Raw genomic sequence first — 18,271 nt, forward strand, 5'->3', positions numbered from 1 at the left:
GAGATGTCTCGTGGGCTCGGAGATGTGTATAAGAGACAGGTCCAGTCCTCCTCTCGCGCCGCTCCGCGGCCGCGTCCCCCGCCCCCGCCGCCGCGACGACGGCGCGATCATGCCCGCCTCCGGCCGCGGCAGCTACTGGTTCTACCTGCTGCCCGGCTTCGTGCTCCTGGCGGCGATCATCCTCGTGCCGCTCGGCTGGAACGTGTACCTGTCGTTCACGAACTACCGCGGGATCCTGCCGCCGCAGTTCACCGGCCTCGACAACTGGCGCCGGCTCATGGCGGACGGCCAGTTCTGGATCTCGTTCCGGAACAGCATCGTGATGATCCTCGCGATGGTGATCGTGCCGACCAGCCTCGGCCTCGTCCTCGCAGCCGCGCTGTTCGACGTCATCGGCAAGAAGTTCGGCGGCAAGCTCGCGAGCTTCCTCCGCGCCACCTACTACCTCCCGCAGATCCTGCCGGCCGTCATCGCCGCGATCGTCATCGGGTGGATCCTCCGCCCGGAGAACGGCGCCCTCAACGCGGTGCTCGGCGCGGTCGGACTCGACGGTCTGCAGCACAACTGGCTCGGCAGCCCGGACACCGCACTGCTCTCGGTCGCGGTCGTGCTCGTGTGGGTGCAGATCGGGTACCCGGTCGTCGTGTTCATGGCCGCCCTGCAGCGCGTCGACCCCGAGCTCTACGAGGCCGCGGAACTCGACGGCGCGAACTGGTTCCAGCGCTTCCGCTCCATCACCGTCCACATCATCCGGCCCGAGATCTTCGTCGTCGTGCTCACGTGCACGATCGCGGCCCTCAAGGTGTTCGGCCCCGTCTACGCCCTGACCGGCGGCGGCCCGGGCAACGCGACCATCGTGCCGAGCTACTACTCGTACAGCCAGTTCTTCCAGGCGCAGCAGGTCGGCTACGGCGCGACCATCGCCACCGCCCTGACGGTCGTCATCGTCATCGTCGCCATCGGGTTCATCGCCGCCCAGAACCGGGCCGAACGCAAGGAGGAGGCACGATGACCGTGTCCGCACCCGACACCAGGGCGACCGTGACCGCGGACGCAGGACGGGCCTCCCGGCCGACGACGAAGCCGCGCAAGCGGCCGGGCGAAGGCGGGGTCAAGCGGCCCGCCGACTGGGTCGTGCTCGCCGGCGGGGTCGTCATCGCGGTGCTCATCGCCGCGCCGTTCCTGCTCATCCTGCTCAACTCGTTCAAGACGCCCGCGGACTACGCGGCCGGCGGGCCGCTCGCCTGGCCGTCCCAGCTGTCCTTCGACGGCATCACGACGTTCTGGAACCGGGTCGACTTCCCGCTGAAGCTCTGGAACAGCGTGTTCATCAGCGGCATGGTGGCGCTGCTCGCGGTGCTCATCTCGATCCTCAACGCGTTCGCGATCGGCATCGGCCGGGTCCGCTACCGCACCTGGATCGTGGTGCTGTTCATGCTCGCGAACATGCTGCCGCAGGAGGTGCTGCTCTACCCGCTCTACATGATGTTCAAGGGCATCGGGCTGTACGACAACGTGTGGAGCGTCATCATCGTCTTCACGGTGATCCAGTCCGCGTTCGGCACCTACCTGCTGTCGAGCGTCTACGGCACCTTCCCGAAGGAGATCCTCGAGGCCGCGGCGCTCGACGGCGCGGGTCGCTGGCGGGTGCTCTGGCGGGTCATCGTCCCGATCAGCCGCCCGACCCTGTCGGTCCTGCTCATCTTCTTCTTCATCTGGACGTGGAACGAGTTCCTCATCCCGCTGACCTTCCTGGTCAGCAACGACAACCAGACGGTCCCCGTCGCGATCTCCCTGCTGCAGGGCGACCGGCTCATGGACGTCACGACCACGAGCGCCTCGGCCCTGCTCGGGCTCATCCCGACGCTCGTGTTCTTCCTCATCTTCCAGCGCACGCTCGCGCGCGGCATCACGGCAGGAGCGGTCAAGTAATGAAGTTCACCGACGGGTTCTGGCAGCTCAGGCCCGGAGTCCACCCCGTGTACGCCGCCGAGGCGTACGACATCGACGCACGGCAGTCGCCCGAGGGCGACCGCCTGGTCGTCACGGCGCCGACCAAGGTCATCGCGTCGCGGGGCGACACCCTCAACCGTCCGACCCTCACCGTCTCACTGTCCAGCCCCATGGAGGGCGTGGTCACCGTCCGCGTCGAGCACCACCGCGGTCGCCGACCCGAGCTGTCGTTCGACCTGGTCGGCCAGGAGGCGGGGCACGGCTCCGTCACGGTCGAGGACGGCGTCGGGACCCTCACCTCCGGCGACCTGTCGGCCGTCGTCACGCCCGGAGCCCCGTGGGACCTCCGGTTCCTGTCCGAGGGGCGGGTGCTGACCGGCTCCGGGCACAAGTCGCTCGGGTACGTCACGCTCGAGCCCGGCGCCGAGGTGTCGCGCGGGGTCGTGGGCAACGCACGGGTCCAGGGCGCGGACGCCCCCGCCTCGGACACGTTCGTGCACGCGCAGCTCGACCTCGGCGTCGGGGAGCTCGTCTACGGCCTCGGCGAGCGCTTCGGGCCCCTCGTGAAGAACGGGCAGACCGTCGACATCTGGAACGCCGACGGCGGCACGTCGAGCGAACAGGCGTACAAGAACGTGCCGTTCTACCTGACGAACCGCGGGTACGGCGTGCTCGTCGACCATCCCGGGCACGTCTCGTTCGAGGTCGGGTCCGAGACCGTCGAGCGCGTGCAGTTCTCGGTGCCGGGAGAGTCCCTCGTCTTCCACGTCGTCGGCGGGGGCAGCCCGGCGGCCGTCCTCGAGCGCTACACCGCGCTCACCGGCCGGCCGGCGCACGTGCCGGCGTGGTCGTACGGCTTGTGGCTGTCGACCTCGTTCACGACCGACTACGACGAGGCGACCGTGACCTCGTTCGTCGACGAGATGGCCGCGCGCCAGCTGCCCGTCTCGGTGTTCCACTTCGACTGCTTCTGGATGCGCGAGTTCACCTGGTGCGACTTCGAGTGGGACCCCCGGGTGTTCCCGGACCCCACCGGCATGCTCGGACGCCTGCACGACAAGGACCTGCGGGTCTGCGTGTGGATCAACCCGTACATCGGCCAGGCGTCGGCGCTGTTCGACGAGGCGGTCGAGGGCGGCTACCTCGTGATGAACCCCGACGGCACCGTCTGGCAGTGGGACCTCTGGCAGGCCGGCATGGGCCTCGTCGACTTCACGAACCCCGAGGCCACCGCCTGGTACCAGTCGAAGCTCCGCGCGCTCGTCGAACAGGGCGTCGACTGCTTCAAGACCGACTTCGGTGAGCGCATCCCCCTGGACGTCGTCTACGCCGACGGCAGCGACCCCGAGCGCATGCACAACCTCTACACGCAGCTGTACAACCAGGCCGTGTTCGAGGTGCTCGAGGAGACCCGCGGGAAGGGCGACGCCGTCCTGTTCGCTCGGTCCGCCACCGCCGGCGGCCAGCAGATGCCGGTGCACTGGGGCGGTGACAACACCTCGTCGTTCCCGTCGATGGCCGAGACGCTCCGCGGTGGGCTCTCGCTCGCACTGTCCGGCTTCGGGTTCTGGTCGCACGACATCGGCGGCTTCGAGGGCACGCCCGACCCGGCCGTGTTCAAGCGCTGGGTCCAGTTCGGACTCCTGTCGTCGCACAGCCGGTTCCACGGCAGCAGCTCGTACCGGGTGCCGTGGGCGTTCGACGAGGAGGCCGTCGACGTCACGCGGATCTTCACCGAACTGAAGCTCCGGCTGATGCCGTACCTGTACGCGGCCGGGCTCGAGGCGTCTGCGCGGGGCATCCCCGTCATGCGCCCGATGCCCCTGGCGTTCCCGGACGACCCCACCGCGGCGTACTGCGACCGGCAGTACATGCTCGGCGCGGACCTGCTCGTCGCGCCGGTGTTCAGCGCGTCGGGCGAGGTCGAGTACTGGTTGCCCGCGGGGTCGTGGACGAACTGGTTCACCGGCGAGGTCGTCACCGGCGGGGTCTGGCGGCGTGAGCAGCACGGCTTCGACACCCTGCCGCTGTGGGTCCGCGAGGGTGCCGTGCTCCCACTGTCCACGCGCACCGACCGGCCGGACCACGACTACCACGAGGCGCTCGAGTTCCGGGCGTTCCCGGGCTCCGCGGGTGCCGGCGCCCGGTCGGTCGTGGTGACGGCGCCGGACGGCCGTGCGGTGACCTACGACGTCGCCTACGCCGCCGACGGCACGGTCAGCGTCGCCGGCTGACCCGTGCCGGACCCGCCTCGGCGGACGTGCTCGTGCCTCCCGGAGGCAGCGTCACGTCCGTGAGGCGGGGTTCCACAACCATCAGTGTGATGTATTGCATTGGAGTACCGGGGCGGGGTACCTTCCGATCACCGGCCTGAACGAGCGCATCAGGTCGTTCTCCGATCGGAAGGAAGACCTGGAATGGCTCTTTTGCAGAACGTCGCTACGGTCGTCGCCGGAGGCGCCCTCCTCGCCGGCGCGGTCGTGCTCGGTTCATCGGCAGCGACCGCTCACGACGTCGTGCCGATGAAGCAGGAACAGAAGGCTTCGGTCATCGTGCCGACGAACGGGGTGCAGGATCGGCTGATGGCGATCACCACAGCCACGGCGACGGAGCCCCGGAAGCTCTGCGAGTACGAGTCCCCTCAGGGCTGCGTGGGGTGGTATCCGAACGCGAACACGTGCCGGGACGTCTCGCATCACGGCACCCCTGCACAGATCCGGGCGTGCCTTCTCTGGTCGGGCTTCGGCTCGCGCGGCTAGGCCGACCGATGTGGTGGTGGGTCGCTACTGGTGCGGCATCGGTCGGAGGGCTCGTCTTCTGGGTGTGGATCTGGCGGTTCACCGACTTCGGACACCGATCGCGCGACTTCGAGCAGAGCGACCAGGAGATCGCGGCCGCGCTGCGAGAAGCGCAGCGCGGCCGGGACACGGGCCAGTTCTACGGGCATCACTGAACCTCCATCCCGGCTCCCGCCCCCGATGGCTCGCACTACGCTGACGGGACCACGACGGATCGGAGCGGACATGACGGAGGCGAGCACTGCCTCCCGTCCGGTGCGCACCACGGACGTCGTCCGGCGGCGCAACCTCGCCCGGGTCCTCCGGCTCGTGCACGAGGGCGGGCCGATGCCGCGCTCGGCACTGACCCGTGAGACCGGCCTGAACCGGTCGACCGTCGCCGCGCTCGTCGGGGAACTCGTCGAGCTCGGCCTCGTCGTCGAGGGGGACGCACCGCCCGCGACCGGCGTCGGCCGTCCGAGCGCGACCGTGTCGGCGTCCGCCGAGGTCGTCGCCCTCGCGATCGTCCCCGAGATCGACGCCGTCACGCTGGCCGTGATCGGTCTCGACGGCACCGAGCACGAACGTCGTACCGTCCGGACCTCGACCGTCTCCACCCCGGACGAGGCGCTGACCATCGCCACCGACCTCGTCGCCGGTGCTGCAGGACGGCAGGGGGACGCCGGCCGCCGGGTGGTGGGCGTCGCCGTCTCCGTCCCCGGCATCGTGCGCGTCGACGACGGCGTGGTCCGGTACGCACCGCACCTGGCCTGGCGGGACGAGGCCTTCGCCGCCCCGCTGACGGAACGCACCGGGCTGCCGGTCCGGGCTGCGAACGACGCGAACCTCGGTGTCACCGCCGAGTTCCTGTACGGGGCCGGCCGTGGCGCCACCGACGTCGTCTACGTCAACGGCGGCGCGAGCGGCATCGGTGGCGGGATCATCACCGGCGGCCGTCCGCTGACCGGCACCGACGGGTACGCGGGCGAGCTCGGGCACACCTTCGTCGCGGCCAACGGCATCCGGTGCCACTGCGGTGCTGTCGGGTGCCTGGAGACCGAGGCGTCCCAGGCGGCACTGCTCGACGCCGCGGGGCTCGGGATCGACGAGGCCGACCGGCTCGGGGAGGTCCTCGCCGACGGGCTCGGGCCGGAGCTCGGCGCGGTCGTCGAACGGCAGGTCACCGCACTCGCCGTCGCGATCCGCAACGTCGTGCACACGGTCAACCCCGACGTGGTCGTGCTCGGCGGGTTCCTCGGCACGCTCCTGCGCCACGTCGGGACCCGCCTCGAGGACGCCGTGCGGGAGCAGACGATGACGGCGATGGGGGAGGACCTCCGGATCGTGCCCGCCGAACTCGTCGGCAGTGTGCTGTTCCGCGGAGCGGCCGAGCTGGCCTTCGCGGCACTGCTCGCCGACCCGGCGGCCCGCTGAGTCGATCGGCCTGCACGCGACCGCAGTCCCGGCGCGAGCGAGCGCGGCGCCCGCGATCCGCGCGTGGTCGGGTGGACCCGCGGACGCCCGCCGCAGTTCGGGTCAGGGGCGGGCGTCCACGGCCAGCGCGTGCCTCCGGGAGTGGCAGGCGCGAGTCGTCGCTCCGCGAGGTCAGGGTCCCTCGCGTGCCTTCCGGCTGGGCGACTCGGGGAACGCTACGCCGTCCGGCTGGACCGTGCCCAGGGTGCGCCGAGCGGCTCGTCCGGCACCGACGGGCGCGGGGTCAGGCGGACCGGCGGCGCCGCGGGGCAGCGGAGCGTGGAGGTGCCTCGCGCAGTCGCGTCCCGACCTGTCCGAGGATGCGGGCGAGCGACTCGGTGTCCGCCTCGGACAATGACGCGAAGAGGAGCTCCCGCACGAGTGCGATGTGCCCGGGGAACACGGCGGCGAGGACGTCGCGGCCGGCGTCGGTGATCGACACGACGACCCGGCGTTCGTCCTCGGGGGAGGCGGCCCGCGACACGAGTCCGCGCTGGTCGAGCAACTGCGCCTGGTACGTCAGCCCGCTCCGGCTGTAGACGACGCCGTCGGCGAGGTCGGTCATGCTCCGGCTCCCGCTCGGGGCGTCACCGAGTCGGGCCAGGAGCTGGAACTGCACGTAGCTGAGCGCTCCGACGTCCTTGAGCTGCTTCTCGACCGCGGGGCGGAGCAGCGCGCTGACCTCGGTGAAGGACAGGTAGGCGGACAGCTCCGCGGTGGTCAGTGGGCGTGGGGTCTCCGGCACGATCTCCATCCTACCTGTTGCTTCGAGTTCGAAGCAGTGGTACGTTCCTGACAAGTGCTTCGAACTCGAAGCAAAAACGAGAGGAAACGACCATGAAGGCCATCCAGTTCTCCGAAGTCGGCGGCCCCGAGGTGCTCCGCACCGTCGACGTCGAGCAGCCCACTCCCGGTGCCGGCGAGGTGCGCGTGCGCGTCGCCGCTTCCGCGTTCAACGCCGCCGACAACGGCATGCGAGCGGGGTTCCTCCCCATCCCGGTCGTCCTGCCGCACGTCCCCGGCTACGACGTCTCCGGCACGGTCGACGCCCTGGGCTCCGGCGTCGACGGGCTCGCCGTCGGTGACGCCGTCATCGGGTTCCTGCCGATGGAGCGTGACGGCGGCGCTGCAGAGTACGTCATCGCACCCGCCGAGGCCCTGGTGCACGCACCGACGAGCATCCCGCTCGAGGACGCCGCGGCGCTGCCGTCCGTGGCACTCACCGCGTGGCAGGCACTCGTCGACGACGGTGGACTCGAAGCCGGGCAGCGCCTGCTCGTCGTCGGAGCCGGTGGCGTCGTCGGGAAGTACGCGGTCCAGCTCGCGAAGCAGTGGGGTGTGCACGTCATCGCGACCGCGAGTCCCCGCAGCGCCGACGCCGTCCGGGCAGCGGGCGCGGACGAGGTCGTCGACCACACGACGACCGACCTCGCAGACGCCGTCACCGGACCGGTCGACGTCCTGCTCAACCTCGCCCCGATCGAGCCCGAGGAGTTCACCCGTCTCGTCACCCTCGTCCGTGACGGTGGCGTGGTCGTGAGCACCACCGCCTGGATGGCCGCTCCCGACGACGCCACCCGCGGGGTCCGCTCCGCCGTCGTGTTCGTGCTGCCGAACCGCGACCGCCTCGCGCGACTGGCCGCGATGGTGGACGACGGCTCGCTCCACGTCGAGGTCACCCGCCGCATCCCGCTCGACGCACTGCCGGCCCTGCACGCGGAGGCGAGCACGGGGCGCATCGCCGGCAAGGTGGTCGTCCTGCCCTGAGCCGCACGAGCCCCGGGGTGGTCGTCAGCGGGTCGGCGTCCGGCCCGGGTCGGTGTCCGGGTCAGGTCAGCGGCCGCGCCACCAAGCGTGGTCGCGGTCCCGCAACGCGACCCGGGCCCGCCGCGCCCACCGACGCGTCGGCGTGGCACGGCGGCCGTTCACCCGGAAGGTGTGGAAGGCACGGCGGGTCCGGAGTGCGGCGGACGCCAGGCTCGAGAACGGCCGCGCGGAGACCCGCACCGTGAGCCTGCGGTCGGCCAGCACCCTCCACGCGGGGTCGAGCTGCATGCTCAGGTCGATGTCGTCGTGCACGTCCGGGTCCTCCCGGTGCACACGATCGCGGACGGCGAGCCACGCCGAGCGACGGACGGCGGTGGCGGACCCGAAGATCGGCGGGCGGCCGAGTGCGCCGTGCATGAGCACGAAGTACGGCCCCATGTAGAGGACCGGCCAGAGCGCACGCACGACGGGCCCGGCGTCGGAGGGACGGCCGGGACCGGTCACGGCGACGACGTCCGGGTCCTCGAGCAGGCCGAGCGCGGCCGCGATCCAGCCGGGCGGCGGAACCGAGTCGGCGTCGAGACGGACGATGACGTCGCCGCTCGCCGTGTCGTAGCCGACTGATGCCGCGCGGGAGATCCCGGGGACCGGCTCGCTGCGGATCACGGCCCCGGCCGCGCGTGCCACCGCCGCACTGTCGTCCGAGCTGCCGTTGTCCACCACGACGAGCTCGTCCGCGGGATGGGACTGGGCGGCCAGTGCGGCGAGGCATCGCCGCAGGTGCTCGGCGTCGTTCCGCACCGGGATCACGACCGAGACGGAGGGCATGGCCCGAGCCAACCCGGAGGGCACTGGGAAGAACCCGCGATCCAGGCGCGGTCTGGCGTTCTGGGGAGGATCGCGTCCGGGATCCGCGTGGATCGGCGTTCCTGGAGGTCGTCCCAGTGTCCGGCGCGCAGGTTCGGATCCACACGCCGTGGGTGCACCGCCCTCGGTGACGAAGAAGACCGGAAGGCCGACCATGACCACGAACCCACCCGGGAACGACTCCGGGACGCCCATCCACGACGCCACGGCTGCTGCCGAGGGGCACGAGATCCACCCCGGCGTCACGGTTCCGTCCTACGCCAGCGGCACGCCCGTCGAGCGCCCGTCCGGCTTCGACGACCTCGAGCCGCTCGACGCCGTCCCCGCCGACACCCAGCTCACCGCCGGCACCTCCGCCGCGGACAGCCTGACCGCCACGCCGTCCGCCTCGTCGGGTCACGACGACTCGGACTCGAGCGGTGGCAAGGCGAAGGCCCAGGCCGCCAAGGGCGCCGCCTCCGACGTCGCTGGTGACGCCAAGGAGAAGGCCGCGAACGTCGCCGGCACCGCCAAGGAGCAGGCCGCGAACGTCGCCTCCGAGGTGTCCGACCACGCCCGCCAGCTCTTCGGCCAGGCGTCCGGCACCCTGAAGGACCAGGCGGCCGGCCAGCAGCAGCGTGCCGCCGGTGGCCTGCGCACCATCGGTGACCAGCTCGGCAAGATGGCCGAGAACGACGACGAGCAGGGCCTCGCGGCGAAGGTCGTCCGCGACCTCTCCAGCCGTGCCAGCTCGTTCGCCGGCTACCTCGAGGGTCGCGAACCCGGCACGCTCGTCGAGGACGTGAAGTCCTTCGCCGCACGCCGTCCGGGTGCCTTCATCGCGATCGCCGCCGGCGCGGGCATCCTCGCTGGTCGCCTCACCAAGGCGCTCACGACGGAGATCAAGCACGAGAAGGAAGCCGAAGCGCGCAGCGCCGACCTGACCTCCGGCACCGCGGGCTACGACGCCACCCCGACCAGCACCACCGGGTACGACACCACCGGGCTCGGGACCACGGGCACGACCGGCTTCGGCACGACCGGGACGACCGGGACGGGGCCGCTCGTATGAGCGAAGCCTTCCCCGGCGCGACCGGTGGGACGGTGCCCGGGCAGCCGACGCCCGAGGAGCGCGCCGCGACGACACCCCTCGGCGAGCTCCTCTCCGAAGTGTCGCGTGACCTCTCGACCCTCTTCCGGCAGGAGGTCGCGCTCGCCAAGGCCGAGCTGACCGACTCCGCGAAGAAGGCCGGCAAGGGGGCGGGCATGTTCGGCGGCGCAGGCGTCGCCGGGCTCTTCGCCCTGCTGTTCCTGACCATCGCCGCGTGGTGGGGCCTCGGCTACCTCATCGGCAACGCATGGTCCGCAGTGATCATCGCCGTCATCTACGCGATCGTCGCGGCGGTCCTGGCATCCCGCGGCCGCAAGGAGATCAAGCAGATCAACGGCGCCCCGCAGACGGTCGAGACCGTCAAGGAAGTCCCCGAGACACTCAAGCCCAACACCGGGAGGAACTGATGAGCACCCCAGACGAGATCCGCGCAGACATCGAGCGCACCCGCGGCGCACTCGGCTCGGACGTCGACGCGCTCGCCGACAAGGTGAGCCCGTCGCAGATCGCCCACCGCCAGACCGAGAAGGTCAAGGGCAAGTTCCAGGACGTCCGTGAGTCGGTCATGGGTGCTGCCGGCAGCGCTCGCGACTCCGTGATGGGCGCTGCCGACTCGGCTCGCTCCAGCGTCTCGGGCTCCGGCTCGAACGCCGCCGGGACCGTCAAGGACACCGCCTCGCGCGGCGTCGAGAAGGCGAAGGGCAACCCGCTCGCCGTCGGCCTCATCGCCTTCGGTGTCGGCTGGCTCGCGTCGTCGCTCCTGCCGTCCTCCACCAAGGAGGAGGAGCTCGCCGGTGAGCTGAAGGACAAGGCAGCGCCGCTCGTCGACAAGGCGAAGGAGCAGGCCAAGGAAGCCAGCGCCCCGCTCGTCGACGCCGCCAAGGAGCACGCGCAGGACCTCAAGGGCACCGCGCAGGACGCGGCCCAGACGGTCAAGGACGAGGCGCAGGGCGCCGCGGCCGACGTCAAGGACAACGCGCAGTCGTCCGCGGACGACGTCCGCAACGCCTGACGGACACCGTTCCAGACGGGAGGCCCGGTACCAGCTGGTACCGGGCCTCCCGTCCGTCCCGGGGTGGTTCCGCGACGGAACGTCCGCGGACCTGTGGCAGCGTTCGCCGATCGGAGAGCAGGGTGGGACCATGCCCGATGCACCCACCACCGCCGTCCTCTTCGACATCGACGGGACCCTCGCCGACTCGAACTACGCCCACATCGACGCCTGGTGGCGGGCCTTCCGTGCCGCGGGGGAGTCGGTGGACGCGTGGCGCATCCACCGGGCGATCGGGATGGACTCGTCGAAGTTGCTCGAGGGGCTCCTGCCCGACGCCTCCGACGAGGTTCGTGACACGGCGAAGCAGTTCCACACCGCGTTCTACTCCGAGCACATGCCGCAACTCCGCCTGCTGCCCGGGTCCCGCGAACTGCTCGAGGCCGTCGCCGCGCGCGGGCACGCCGTGGTCCTCGCGACGAGCGCGCCGCAGAACGAACTCGACCGTCTGCTCGAACTCCTCGACGCGGACGAGTGGGTCACGGCGGTGACGAGCGGTGAGGACGTCGAGCAGGCGAAGCCGGCCCCGGACATCATCGGGGTGGCACTCGAGAAGGTCGGCGTCGACGCCGGGTCCGCCGTCATGGTCGGCGACGCCATGTGGGACGTCGAGTCCTCCGGTCGTGTGGGGGTCACGTGTGTCGGGGTGATGACCGGCGGCATCGGTGGCGACGAGCTCCGGGGAGCCGGGGCGGCCGCCGTGTACGACGACGCGGCCGCTCTGCTGGCGGACCTGGACGACAGCCCGATCGGCTCGCTCGGTCGCCACGCGTGACGCGCGTGCCGGTGCGTGCTCCGGCGCACCGGCCACCGTGTCAGGATGGACGATCGTGATCACCATCGAACGCGTGCCCTGGGAAGACCCGCGCGGAGTCGCACTCCGCGCGACCATGGACGAGGAGATGCACGAGCGCTACGGCGACTCGAACCCCGGTGAGGCCCCCGAGGTCACGGCCGAGCGGAACCGCGTGCTCTCCGTGGACCCGACGACGGTCGTCACCTCCCTGCTCGCGATCGACGAGGACGGCTCCGTGCTCGGGCACATCGCGGTGCGTCGGCTCGGGGACGAGATCGAGTTGAAGCGCCTCATCGTGTTGGCTGCCGCGCGGGGCAAGGGAGCGGCGACCGCGCTGCTCGACGAGTGCGCGCGGGTCGGGCGAGAGCAGGGGGCCGAGCGTCTGATCCTGCAGACCGGCGACAAGCAGCCCGAAGCCGTGGCGCTGTACGAGAAGACCGGGTGGCAGCGCATCGACGTGTACGAGCCGTACGCCGAGACGATGCCGTGGTCGTACTGCTTCGCGAAGGCACTCTGACCCTCCCCCGAGAAGTGCGGGTCCGGGATTGCACTATTCCGCTGGAAGTGCAATTCTTGGCCGGTGAGCACGACTGACCGCACCCGCGCCCTCCGGCGCAGCATGGTGTCCGAGGCGCGGCGCGCGGTCGTCGACGGCGGTCTCCAGGGCTTCACCATCGAACAGCTCTGCGAGCGGGTCGGGGTGTCGCGACGGACGTTCTTCAACCACTTCGCGTCCAAGGAGGACGTGGTCCTCGGCATCGAGCTGCACGCCGACACCGAACTCCTCGCCGCCTACGCCGCTGGATCGGTCGTCCCGTCGGACCTCGCCCCGCTGCCGTCCGTGATCGCGCTCCTCATCGAGCAACTGCACGTCGCCGGCATCGACCGCACCGACGAAGCGCTCGTCCGGCACGTCTTCGAGCGCGAACCGGCCCTCACCGCCCGGTTCCTGTCGGCGACCGACACCCAGATCGCGAAGGTGGCCGACGCGGTCCGCGAGCGCTTCGACTGGACCGAACCGGACGACCCGCGTGCTCGGCTGGTGGCCGAGGCCGCGGTGGGTGTCGTGCGGGTCAGTGCAGCCACGTACTTCGACGACGACTTCGACGAGGCGACGGGGCCCCGGTTCGACGAGCTCCTCGAGTCCAACCTCCGCCTGATGACGGCGGCCATCTCCACCCCCGCCCCGGGAGGCACCCCATGAGCGCACCAGCGCCGAGCACCGCGCGCCGCGGACGCCAGCAGGCCGACGGGCCGCTGCTCCTCACCCAGCGCCGCATCTGGATCATCTTCTCTGCGCTGATCGCCGGCATGCTCCTGTCGAGCCTCGACCAGACGATCGTCTCCACCGCGATGCCGACCATCGTCGGCGAGCTCGGCGGCGTCGCGCACCAGGCGTGGATCACGACGGGGTACCTGCTCGCCTCGACCATCGTGATGCCGATCTACGGCAAGTTCGGTGACGTCCTCGGGCGGCGGAACCTGTTCCTCATCGCGATCGCGCTGTTCACCCTCGCCTCGCTCGGCTGCGCGCTGTCGACCGACTTCTGGCAGTTCGTCGTCTTCCGCGCGCTGCAGGGCCTCGGCGGCGGCGGGCTCATGATCCTGTCGCAGGCGATCATCGCGGACATCGTGCCGGCGTCCGAGCGTGGCAAGTACCTCGGACCGCTCGGTGCGATCTTCGGCCTGTCCGCCGTGGGTGGCCCGCTGCTCGGCGGGTTCTTCGTCGACCACATGACCTGGAACTGGGCGTTCTGGATCAACATCCCGGTCGGCATCGCCGCGTTCGCGGTCGCCTGGTTCGCGCTGACGCTGCCGAGCAAGAAGGCGACGAAGCGCATCGACGTCCTCGGCGTCGCCCTGCTGTCGGCGACCACGGCGTGCCTGGTCTTCTTCACCGAGTTCGGCGGCAACCGCCAGCACGGGTGGGACGCCCCCGAGACCTGGGCCTGGGGTGCCGGGTTCCTCGTCGCCGCGGCGCTGTTCGTGTTCGTCGAGTCGCGCGCCGCGGACCCGATCATCCCGCTGTCGTTCTTCCGCAACCGCACGTTCGTCATCGCGACCGCGATCGGCTTCGTGCTCGGACTCGGCATGTTCGCGGCGATCGGCTTCGTCCCGACGTTCCTGCAGATGGCCTCGGGCACGTCCGCGGCGGTCTCCGGGCTGCTCATGCTGCCGATGATGGTCGGCCTGATCGGGACGTCGATCGTGTCCGGGACGCTCATCACGAAGACCGGGCGGTACCGCGCGTTCCCGATCGTCGGCACGCTCGTCGTCGGTGCCGCGATGCTGGGCATGACGACCCTCGCCGCGAGCACCCCGATCTGGCTCATCTGCGTGTACCTGTTCGTCTTCGGCGCCGGGCTCGGCCTCATCATGCAGGTGGTCGTCCTCGTGGCGCAGAACGCCGTCCCGCCGGAGCAGGTCGGCACGGCGACCTCGACGAACAACTACTTCCGCGAGGTCGGTGCCTCCCTCGGCGTCGCCGTCTTCGGAGCGCTCTTCGCCTCGCGTCTGACCGACGCCCTGACCGACGTCTTCCGCGGCGCGGGTGGCAGCGCCACGGACGCCGCGAGCGCGAGCGCGAGCATCGACCCGACCTCGCTCTCGAAGCTGCCGCAGGCCGTGCAGGACGGGATCGTGAACGCCTACGCCGACTCCCTGTCGCCGGTGTTCTGGTACCTGCTGCCGTTCATCGCCGTGGCGTTCGTGCTCGCGCTCTTCATCCCGCAGATGCGGCTCGCTGACGTCGCCGGCATGGTCGCGCGTGGCGAGGCCGTCGGCGGTGCCGAGGCCGACGAACTCGAGCGGTCGCGCCGGGCGGGCGTCGAGCGGGCAGAGGCGGAACCGGTCACGGCGGCCACCGGGTCGGTCCCGACGGCCGGCCGGGACCGGTAGCCGCACCGCGAGGCGCCCCTGCGGACGCGATCCGGGCCTCCCGGCGTCCCGGCCCGGTCGCTCCCGCTAGCGTGGGCGCATGCGCGTCGGAGTCCTCGACATCGGTTCGAACACCGGTCACCTGCTCGTCGTCGATGCCCACGGAGGAGCCGCGCCGCTGCCGGCGTCGTCGTTCAAGCAGGCGCTCCGGCTCGCGGAGCACCTCGACGACTGCGGCGCGGTGACACAGGTCGGGATCGACGCGCTCACCGACTTCGTGTCGCAGTCCGTCCGGGTGGCCGAGGACCGCGGGTGCGAGGAGATGCTCGGCTTCGCGACCTCGGCGGTGCGTGACGCGGTCAACTCCGAAGCCGTCCTGGCCCACGTCCAGGAGCAGACCGGCGTCGAGCTGGCGGTCCTGTCCGGGTCCGACGAGGCCCGGCTGACGTTCCTCGCCGTCCGGCGCTGGTTCGGCTGGTCCGCCGGGCGCCTGGCGGTGTTCGACATCGGCGGTGGGTCGCTCGAGATCGCCGGCGGTGCCGACGAGGCCCCTGACGTGGCGTGGTCGATTCCGATCGGGGCCGCCCGCCTCGCGCGCTCGTTCTCCACCGCGGGGACGCCCACGGACGACGACGTGCGGCGCATCCGACACGAGATCCGCGTCGAGATCGCCCGTGACGCCGGTCGGCTGCTCCGTGCCGGGGCGCCGGACCGGGCCGTCGCGACCTCGAAGACCTTCCGCTCGATCGCCCGGATCTGCGGCGCTGCCCCGTCGGCCGCGGGCGCCCTCGTCCCGCGGGTGCTCGACGGTGCGGTGCTGCGCGAGCGGCTGCCCGCGCTGCTGACGATGACGGTCGAGGAGCTCGCCGCGCTGCCGGGCGTCTCCCCGAGTCGAGCGCACCAGGTCGTCCCCGGTGCGCTCGTCGCTGAGGCGTGCCTGGACATCTTCGACCTGGCGTCGCTGGAGATCTGCCCGTGGGCGCTCCGCGAGGGGGTCATCCTCGAACGGCTCGACCAGCTGTCCGTGCTCGGCTAGCACCTCTCCACGAACTGCGGGAGCGTCACCTGCGGGGCGGAGCCAGCAGCCAAGGGCGGATGAGCTTCGTCACGAACGGCAGCACCCAGAACGTCATGACCGGCGTGAGCACGAGCGTCATGATGAGCACGCGGGGCAGCGCCGGCAGACCCGCGAAGGACGGCAGCAGCCACCCGACCAGGACCGTGAAGACGAGGTTCACCGGGAAGAACCCGAGCCAGATGCTCACCGCCTGCTTCCAGCGCGGGGGAGCGGTCGAGGCCGGGGCGTCCTGCGGCACGTCGAACCATCCCTCGATGCCGGTGCGCTTCTCGACCCGCGACTCGACCACCAGGTCACGGCCGAGGTCGAGCCAGCGCAGCCGGTCGTCCGAGTTCTCCCACGTCGACAGGGAGTCGTGGTCGGCGAACCGGTAGAGCATGTGCCACTCGCGGGACCGCGCCGTCGACCGCACCCATCCGGAGCCGAGGAACCCCGGGTAGCGGTTGGCGAGGTTCACGCCGGACTGCACCCAGCGGGTGACCTCCGGGATGCGGTCGGGTTCGACGAGGCGGGTGATGGACACGGTGACGGGCGGGCCGGCGGTCTCAGGTGACGACTGGGCCCCCGTCGCCGGTTCCTGACCGACGCGCCAGCGGCGGGCAGGCCGTGCCGATGGGGAGGGGCATCCTGGCTCTTGTGGAGTCATCCGACCAGTGTCCCGCCGGTCGTGTTTCACGCGCATGTCACGTGCATCCTGGCCACGGCGCGGCAGTGCGCGCGGCGGGCGAGACCGGCTCGCTGCGACTGCGTACATTCGAGCCATGAGCACGACCGACAGCGAGGCCCGCGGCACGGAGCGCGGACGGAACGAGACCCCGGCAGAGCGCTGGGACCGCAACTGGAACGACATCCAGCAGGAGCTCCGCATCGTGCAGACGGGCACGCAGATCCTCGCCGGGTTCCTCCTGACGCTGCCGTTCCAGCAGCGGTTCACGGCACTGACCGCGCAGCAGGAGACGATCTACCTCGTGCTGGTGGTCCTGGCCGTCCTCGTCACCGTGGTCGCACTGTCCGCGGTCGCCACGCACCGACTCGTGTTCCGACAGCGGCAGAAGCACGACCTCGTCCGCGTCGGGAACGTCATCCTGCTCAGCGCGCTCGTCGCGAGTGGGCTCTTGTTCGCCGGCACGGTCCTGTTCGTGTTCGACGTCGTGCTCGGCGACCGCGGCGGGGTGATCAGCGGCATCGTCGTCTTCGTCGGCACCGCGGCACTCTGGACCGCAGTGCCGCTCGCCATGCGTCGGAGCCGCCACGACACGACCGCTTGACCCGGGTGGTCAGCTGAGCCGTGCGGTCAGCCGCGCCGTGCGGTCAGCTGGCCTGCTTCTTCGTGGTCGTCTTCTCGGCGGCGGCCTTCTTCGCCGGTGCCTTCTTCGCGGGGGTCTTCGCCGCGGGGGTCTTCGCCGCCGACGCCTTCTTCGCTGGTGTCTTCCGCGTGCTGGTCCCGGTCGGCGCATCCTCGGTGTCCGCGGCGGCTTTCGCCCTCGACCGCCGGCGCGGAGCCTCGTCCTCGTCGCCCGAGGAACCGGTTCCCGCGCCGCTGCCCGAGCGCCCGCCACTGCCGGACCGCGACCCGCCTCCGGACCGTGCCCCCGACCTTCCCGACCGGTTCTTGTCCACGGACGCGCGCAGCGCCGCCATCAGGTCGATGACGTCCCCACCGGTGTCGTCGTCGTCGGCCGCGTCCTTGCCGAACGTCTCCGCGGTGTCGACGTCGTCACCGGACTCCAGCTTCGCGTCGATGAGCTGCTGCAGCTCCTCCTGGTACTCGTCCGTGTACCGGTCCGGGTCGAAGTCGGTCGACATGCTCTCGACGAGCGAGGACGACATCTTCAGCTCGTTCGCGCTGACCTTCACCGAGGTGTCGAGGGCCGTGAAGTCCGCCGCACGGACCTCGTCGCCCCACAGGAGTCCCTGGAGCAGCAGCACGTCGTCGTGCACGCGGAGCACCCCGAGCCGGGTCTTCTGACGGAGGGTGAACTGCACGATCGCCAGGCGGTCGGTCTGCTCGAGGGTCTTGCGGAGGAGCACGTACGCCTTCGGGGAGCGCGAGTCCGGCTCGAGGTAGTACGTCTTCTCGAACATCATCGGGTCGACCTGGTCGACGGGCACGAACTCGAGGACCTCGATCTCGTGCGACTGCTCCTGCGGCAGTTGCTTGAAGTCGTCGGAGGTGAGGACCACGGTCTTCTCGCCGTCGTCGTACGCCTTCTGGATGTCGCCGTACTCGACCTCGTGGCCGAGTTCGCAGACGCGCTTGTACCGGATGCGGGCCTTGTCCTCGTCGTGGATCTGGTGCAGCGAGACGTCGTGCGTCTCGGTCGCCGCGTACACCTTGATCGGCACGTTGACGAGCCCGAACGCGATGGAGCCCTTCCAGATCGACCTCATGCGCTCATGATGCCCGGATGCATGCGGATCGGCGCTCAGTTCCGAGCGGATCGGCAGGTGCGGCGGGCGGCCGCTCGCCCTCCACAGCCGGGAGGCGCGGCTCGCGTTCTCCACGGAGGTCGCCGCTCCTGTGTCGCTGGCCCGGTTCCGC

Annotated in this window: 20 protein-coding genes; 16 read left to right on the forward strand and 4 right to left on the reverse strand. The window is 71.0% G+C overall.

Features of this window, described 5'->3' with window-relative positions; genetic code table 11:
- Nucleotides 1-109: 109 nt before the first annotated feature.
- The 6 genes from DEJ32_RS15500 to DEJ32_RS15525 all read left to right on the forward strand — a co-directional run bounded on the left by DEJ32_RS15500 (nucleotide 110) and on the right by DEJ32_RS15525 (nucleotide 6,164).
- Nucleotides 110-1,012, forward strand: coding sequence for a carbohydrate ABC transporter permease (locus tag DEJ32_RS15500; protein WP_110891462.1), 903 nt, complete (start codon nucleotides 110-112; stop codon nucleotides 1,010-1,012).
- Entirely contained in the window at nucleotides 1,009-1,932 is a 924-nt protein-coding gene (locus DEJ32_RS15505) for a carbohydrate ABC transporter permease (RefSeq protein ID WP_110825558.1), read from the forward strand. Before DEJ32_RS15500 ends, DEJ32_RS15505 begins: the two co-directional genes overlap by 4 nt.
- Complete coding sequence (yicI, locus tag DEJ32_RS15510) at nucleotides 1,932-4,187, forward strand: alpha-xylosidase (RefSeq protein WP_110901942.1); 2,256 nt, start codon at nucleotides 1,932-1,934, stop codon at nucleotides 4,185-4,187. Before DEJ32_RS15505 ends, yicI begins: the two co-directional genes overlap by 1 nt.
- Before the next feature lie 183 nt (nucleotides 4,188-4,370).
- A complete protein-coding gene (locus DEJ32_RS15515) occupies nucleotides 4,371-4,712 on the forward strand; it encodes a hypothetical protein (protein ID WP_110901943.1) in 342 nt (113 codons plus the stop codon).
- Between the two features lie 8 nt (nucleotides 4,713-4,720).
- Complete coding sequence (locus DEJ32_RS15520; protein WP_110901944.1) at nucleotides 4,721-4,906, forward strand: hypothetical protein; 186 nt, start codon at nucleotides 4,721-4,723, stop codon at nucleotides 4,904-4,906.
- Between the two features lie 70 nt (nucleotides 4,907-4,976).
- Complete coding sequence (locus DEJ32_RS15525) at nucleotides 4,977-6,164, forward strand: ROK family transcriptional regulator (protein WP_110901945.1); 1,188 nt, start codon at nucleotides 4,977-4,979, stop codon at nucleotides 6,162-6,164.
- 283 nt (nucleotides 6,165-6,447) lie between these two features.
- Here the strand turns inward: DEJ32_RS15525 and DEJ32_RS15530 are convergent, their stop codons facing one another.
- A complete protein-coding gene (locus DEJ32_RS15530) occupies nucleotides 6,448-6,957 on the reverse strand; it encodes a MarR family winged helix-turn-helix transcriptional regulator (RefSeq protein ID WP_110825555.1) in 510 nt (169 codons plus the stop codon).
- Nucleotides 6,958-7,040: 83 nt separating this feature from the next.
- On the opposite strand from DEJ32_RS15530, the gene DEJ32_RS15535 reads away from it, so the two are divergent.
- Nucleotides 7,041-7,970, forward strand: a complete 930-nt coding sequence (locus tag DEJ32_RS15535; protein ID WP_110901946.1) for an NADP-dependent oxidoreductase — start codon at nucleotides 7,041-7,043, stop codon at nucleotides 7,968-7,970.
- Between the two features lie 66 nt (nucleotides 7,971-8,036).
- Here DEJ32_RS15535 and DEJ32_RS15540 read toward each other — a convergent pair whose 3' ends face one another.
- Nucleotides 8,037-8,798, reverse strand: coding sequence for a glycosyltransferase family 2 protein (locus DEJ32_RS15540; RefSeq protein WP_110901947.1), 762 nt, complete (start codon nucleotides 8,796-8,798; stop codon nucleotides 8,037-8,039).
- A 193-nt stretch (nucleotides 8,799-8,991) separates the two neighbouring features.
- Here DEJ32_RS15540 and DEJ32_RS15545 point away from each other — a divergent pair, with 193 nt between their 5' ends.
- The 8 genes from DEJ32_RS15545 to DEJ32_RS15580 all read left to right on the forward strand — a co-directional run bounded on the left by DEJ32_RS15545 (nucleotide 8,992) and on the right by DEJ32_RS15580 (nucleotide 15,687).
- Nucleotides 8,992-9,888 (forward strand): hypothetical protein, encoded by an 897-nt coding sequence (locus DEJ32_RS15545; RefSeq protein WP_110901948.1) that lies wholly within the window; start codon nucleotides 8,992-8,994, stop codon nucleotides 9,886-9,888.
- Nucleotides 9,885-10,334 carry a phage holin family protein gene (locus DEJ32_RS15550; RefSeq protein ID WP_110825551.1) on the forward strand — a complete coding sequence of 150 codons (450 nt, stop codon included), beginning with the start codon at nucleotides 9,885-9,887 and terminating at the stop codon, nucleotides 10,332-10,334. Before DEJ32_RS15545 ends, DEJ32_RS15550 begins: the two co-directional genes overlap by 4 nt.
- Nucleotides 10,334-10,939 (forward strand): DUF3618 domain-containing protein, encoded by a 606-nt coding sequence (locus tag DEJ32_RS15555; RefSeq protein WP_309146397.1) that lies wholly within the window; start codon nucleotides 10,334-10,336, stop codon nucleotides 10,937-10,939. The genes DEJ32_RS15550 and DEJ32_RS15555 overlap by 1 nt, the downstream gene beginning before the upstream one ends.
- Nucleotides 10,940-11,069: 130 nt before the next feature.
- Nucleotides 11,070-11,753: an HAD family hydrolase gene (locus tag DEJ32_RS15560; RefSeq protein ID WP_110891467.1), complete on the forward strand. Its 684-nt coding sequence runs from the start codon at nucleotides 11,070-11,072 to the stop codon at nucleotides 11,751-11,753.
- Between the two features lie 55 nt (nucleotides 11,754-11,808).
- Nucleotides 11,809-12,291: a GNAT family N-acetyltransferase gene (locus DEJ32_RS15565; RefSeq protein ID WP_258365860.1), complete on the forward strand. Its 483-nt coding sequence runs from the start codon at nucleotides 11,809-11,811 to the stop codon at nucleotides 12,289-12,291.
- A gap of 63 nt (nucleotides 12,292-12,354) precedes the next feature.
- Nucleotides 12,355-12,978 (forward strand): TetR/AcrR family transcriptional regulator, encoded by a 624-nt coding sequence (locus DEJ32_RS15570; protein WP_181420710.1) that lies wholly within the window; start codon nucleotides 12,355-12,357, stop codon nucleotides 12,976-12,978.
- On the forward strand, nucleotides 12,975-14,672 hold the full coding sequence (locus tag DEJ32_RS15575) for an MDR family MFS transporter (RefSeq protein ID WP_110891469.1): 1,698 nt from the start codon (nucleotides 12,975-12,977) through the stop codon (nucleotides 14,670-14,672). The genes DEJ32_RS15570 and DEJ32_RS15575 overlap by 4 nt, the downstream gene beginning before the upstream one ends.
- 79 nt (nucleotides 14,673-14,751) lie before the next feature.
- The gene (locus DEJ32_RS15580) at nucleotides 14,752-15,687 is read left to right on the forward strand and encodes a Ppx/GppA phosphatase family protein (protein ID WP_110901950.1); all 936 of its coding nucleotides are present in this window, start codon (nucleotides 14,752-14,754) and stop codon (nucleotides 15,685-15,687) included.
- Nucleotides 15,688-15,712: 25 nt separating this feature from the next.
- Here the strand turns inward: DEJ32_RS15580 and DEJ32_RS15585 are convergent, their stop codons facing one another.
- Complete coding sequence (locus tag DEJ32_RS15585; protein WP_258369106.1) at nucleotides 15,713-16,252, reverse strand: antibiotic biosynthesis monooxygenase; 540 nt, start codon at nucleotides 16,250-16,252, stop codon at nucleotides 15,713-15,715.
- A 238-nt stretch (nucleotides 16,253-16,490) separates the two neighbouring features.
- On the opposite strand from DEJ32_RS15585, the gene DEJ32_RS15590 reads away from it, so the two are divergent.
- The gene (locus DEJ32_RS15590) at nucleotides 16,491-16,997 is read left to right on the forward strand and encodes a DUF6328 family protein (RefSeq protein ID WP_110901952.1); all 507 of its coding nucleotides are present in this window, start codon (nucleotides 16,491-16,493) and stop codon (nucleotides 16,995-16,997) included.
- A gap of 43 nt (nucleotides 16,998-17,040) precedes the next feature.
- Here DEJ32_RS15590 and DEJ32_RS15595 read toward each other — a convergent pair whose 3' ends face one another.
- Nucleotides 17,041-18,120, reverse strand: a complete 1,080-nt coding sequence (locus DEJ32_RS15595; RefSeq protein WP_110901953.1) for a Ku protein — start codon at nucleotides 18,118-18,120, stop codon at nucleotides 17,041-17,043.
- Nucleotides 18,121-18,271 lie beyond the last annotated feature (151 nt).

This window comes from Curtobacterium sp. MCPF17_046, from assembly GCF_003224295.1.
In the GTDB taxonomy this organism is placed as follows: Bacteria; Actinomycetota; Actinomycetes; order Actinomycetales; family Microbacteriaceae; genus Curtobacterium.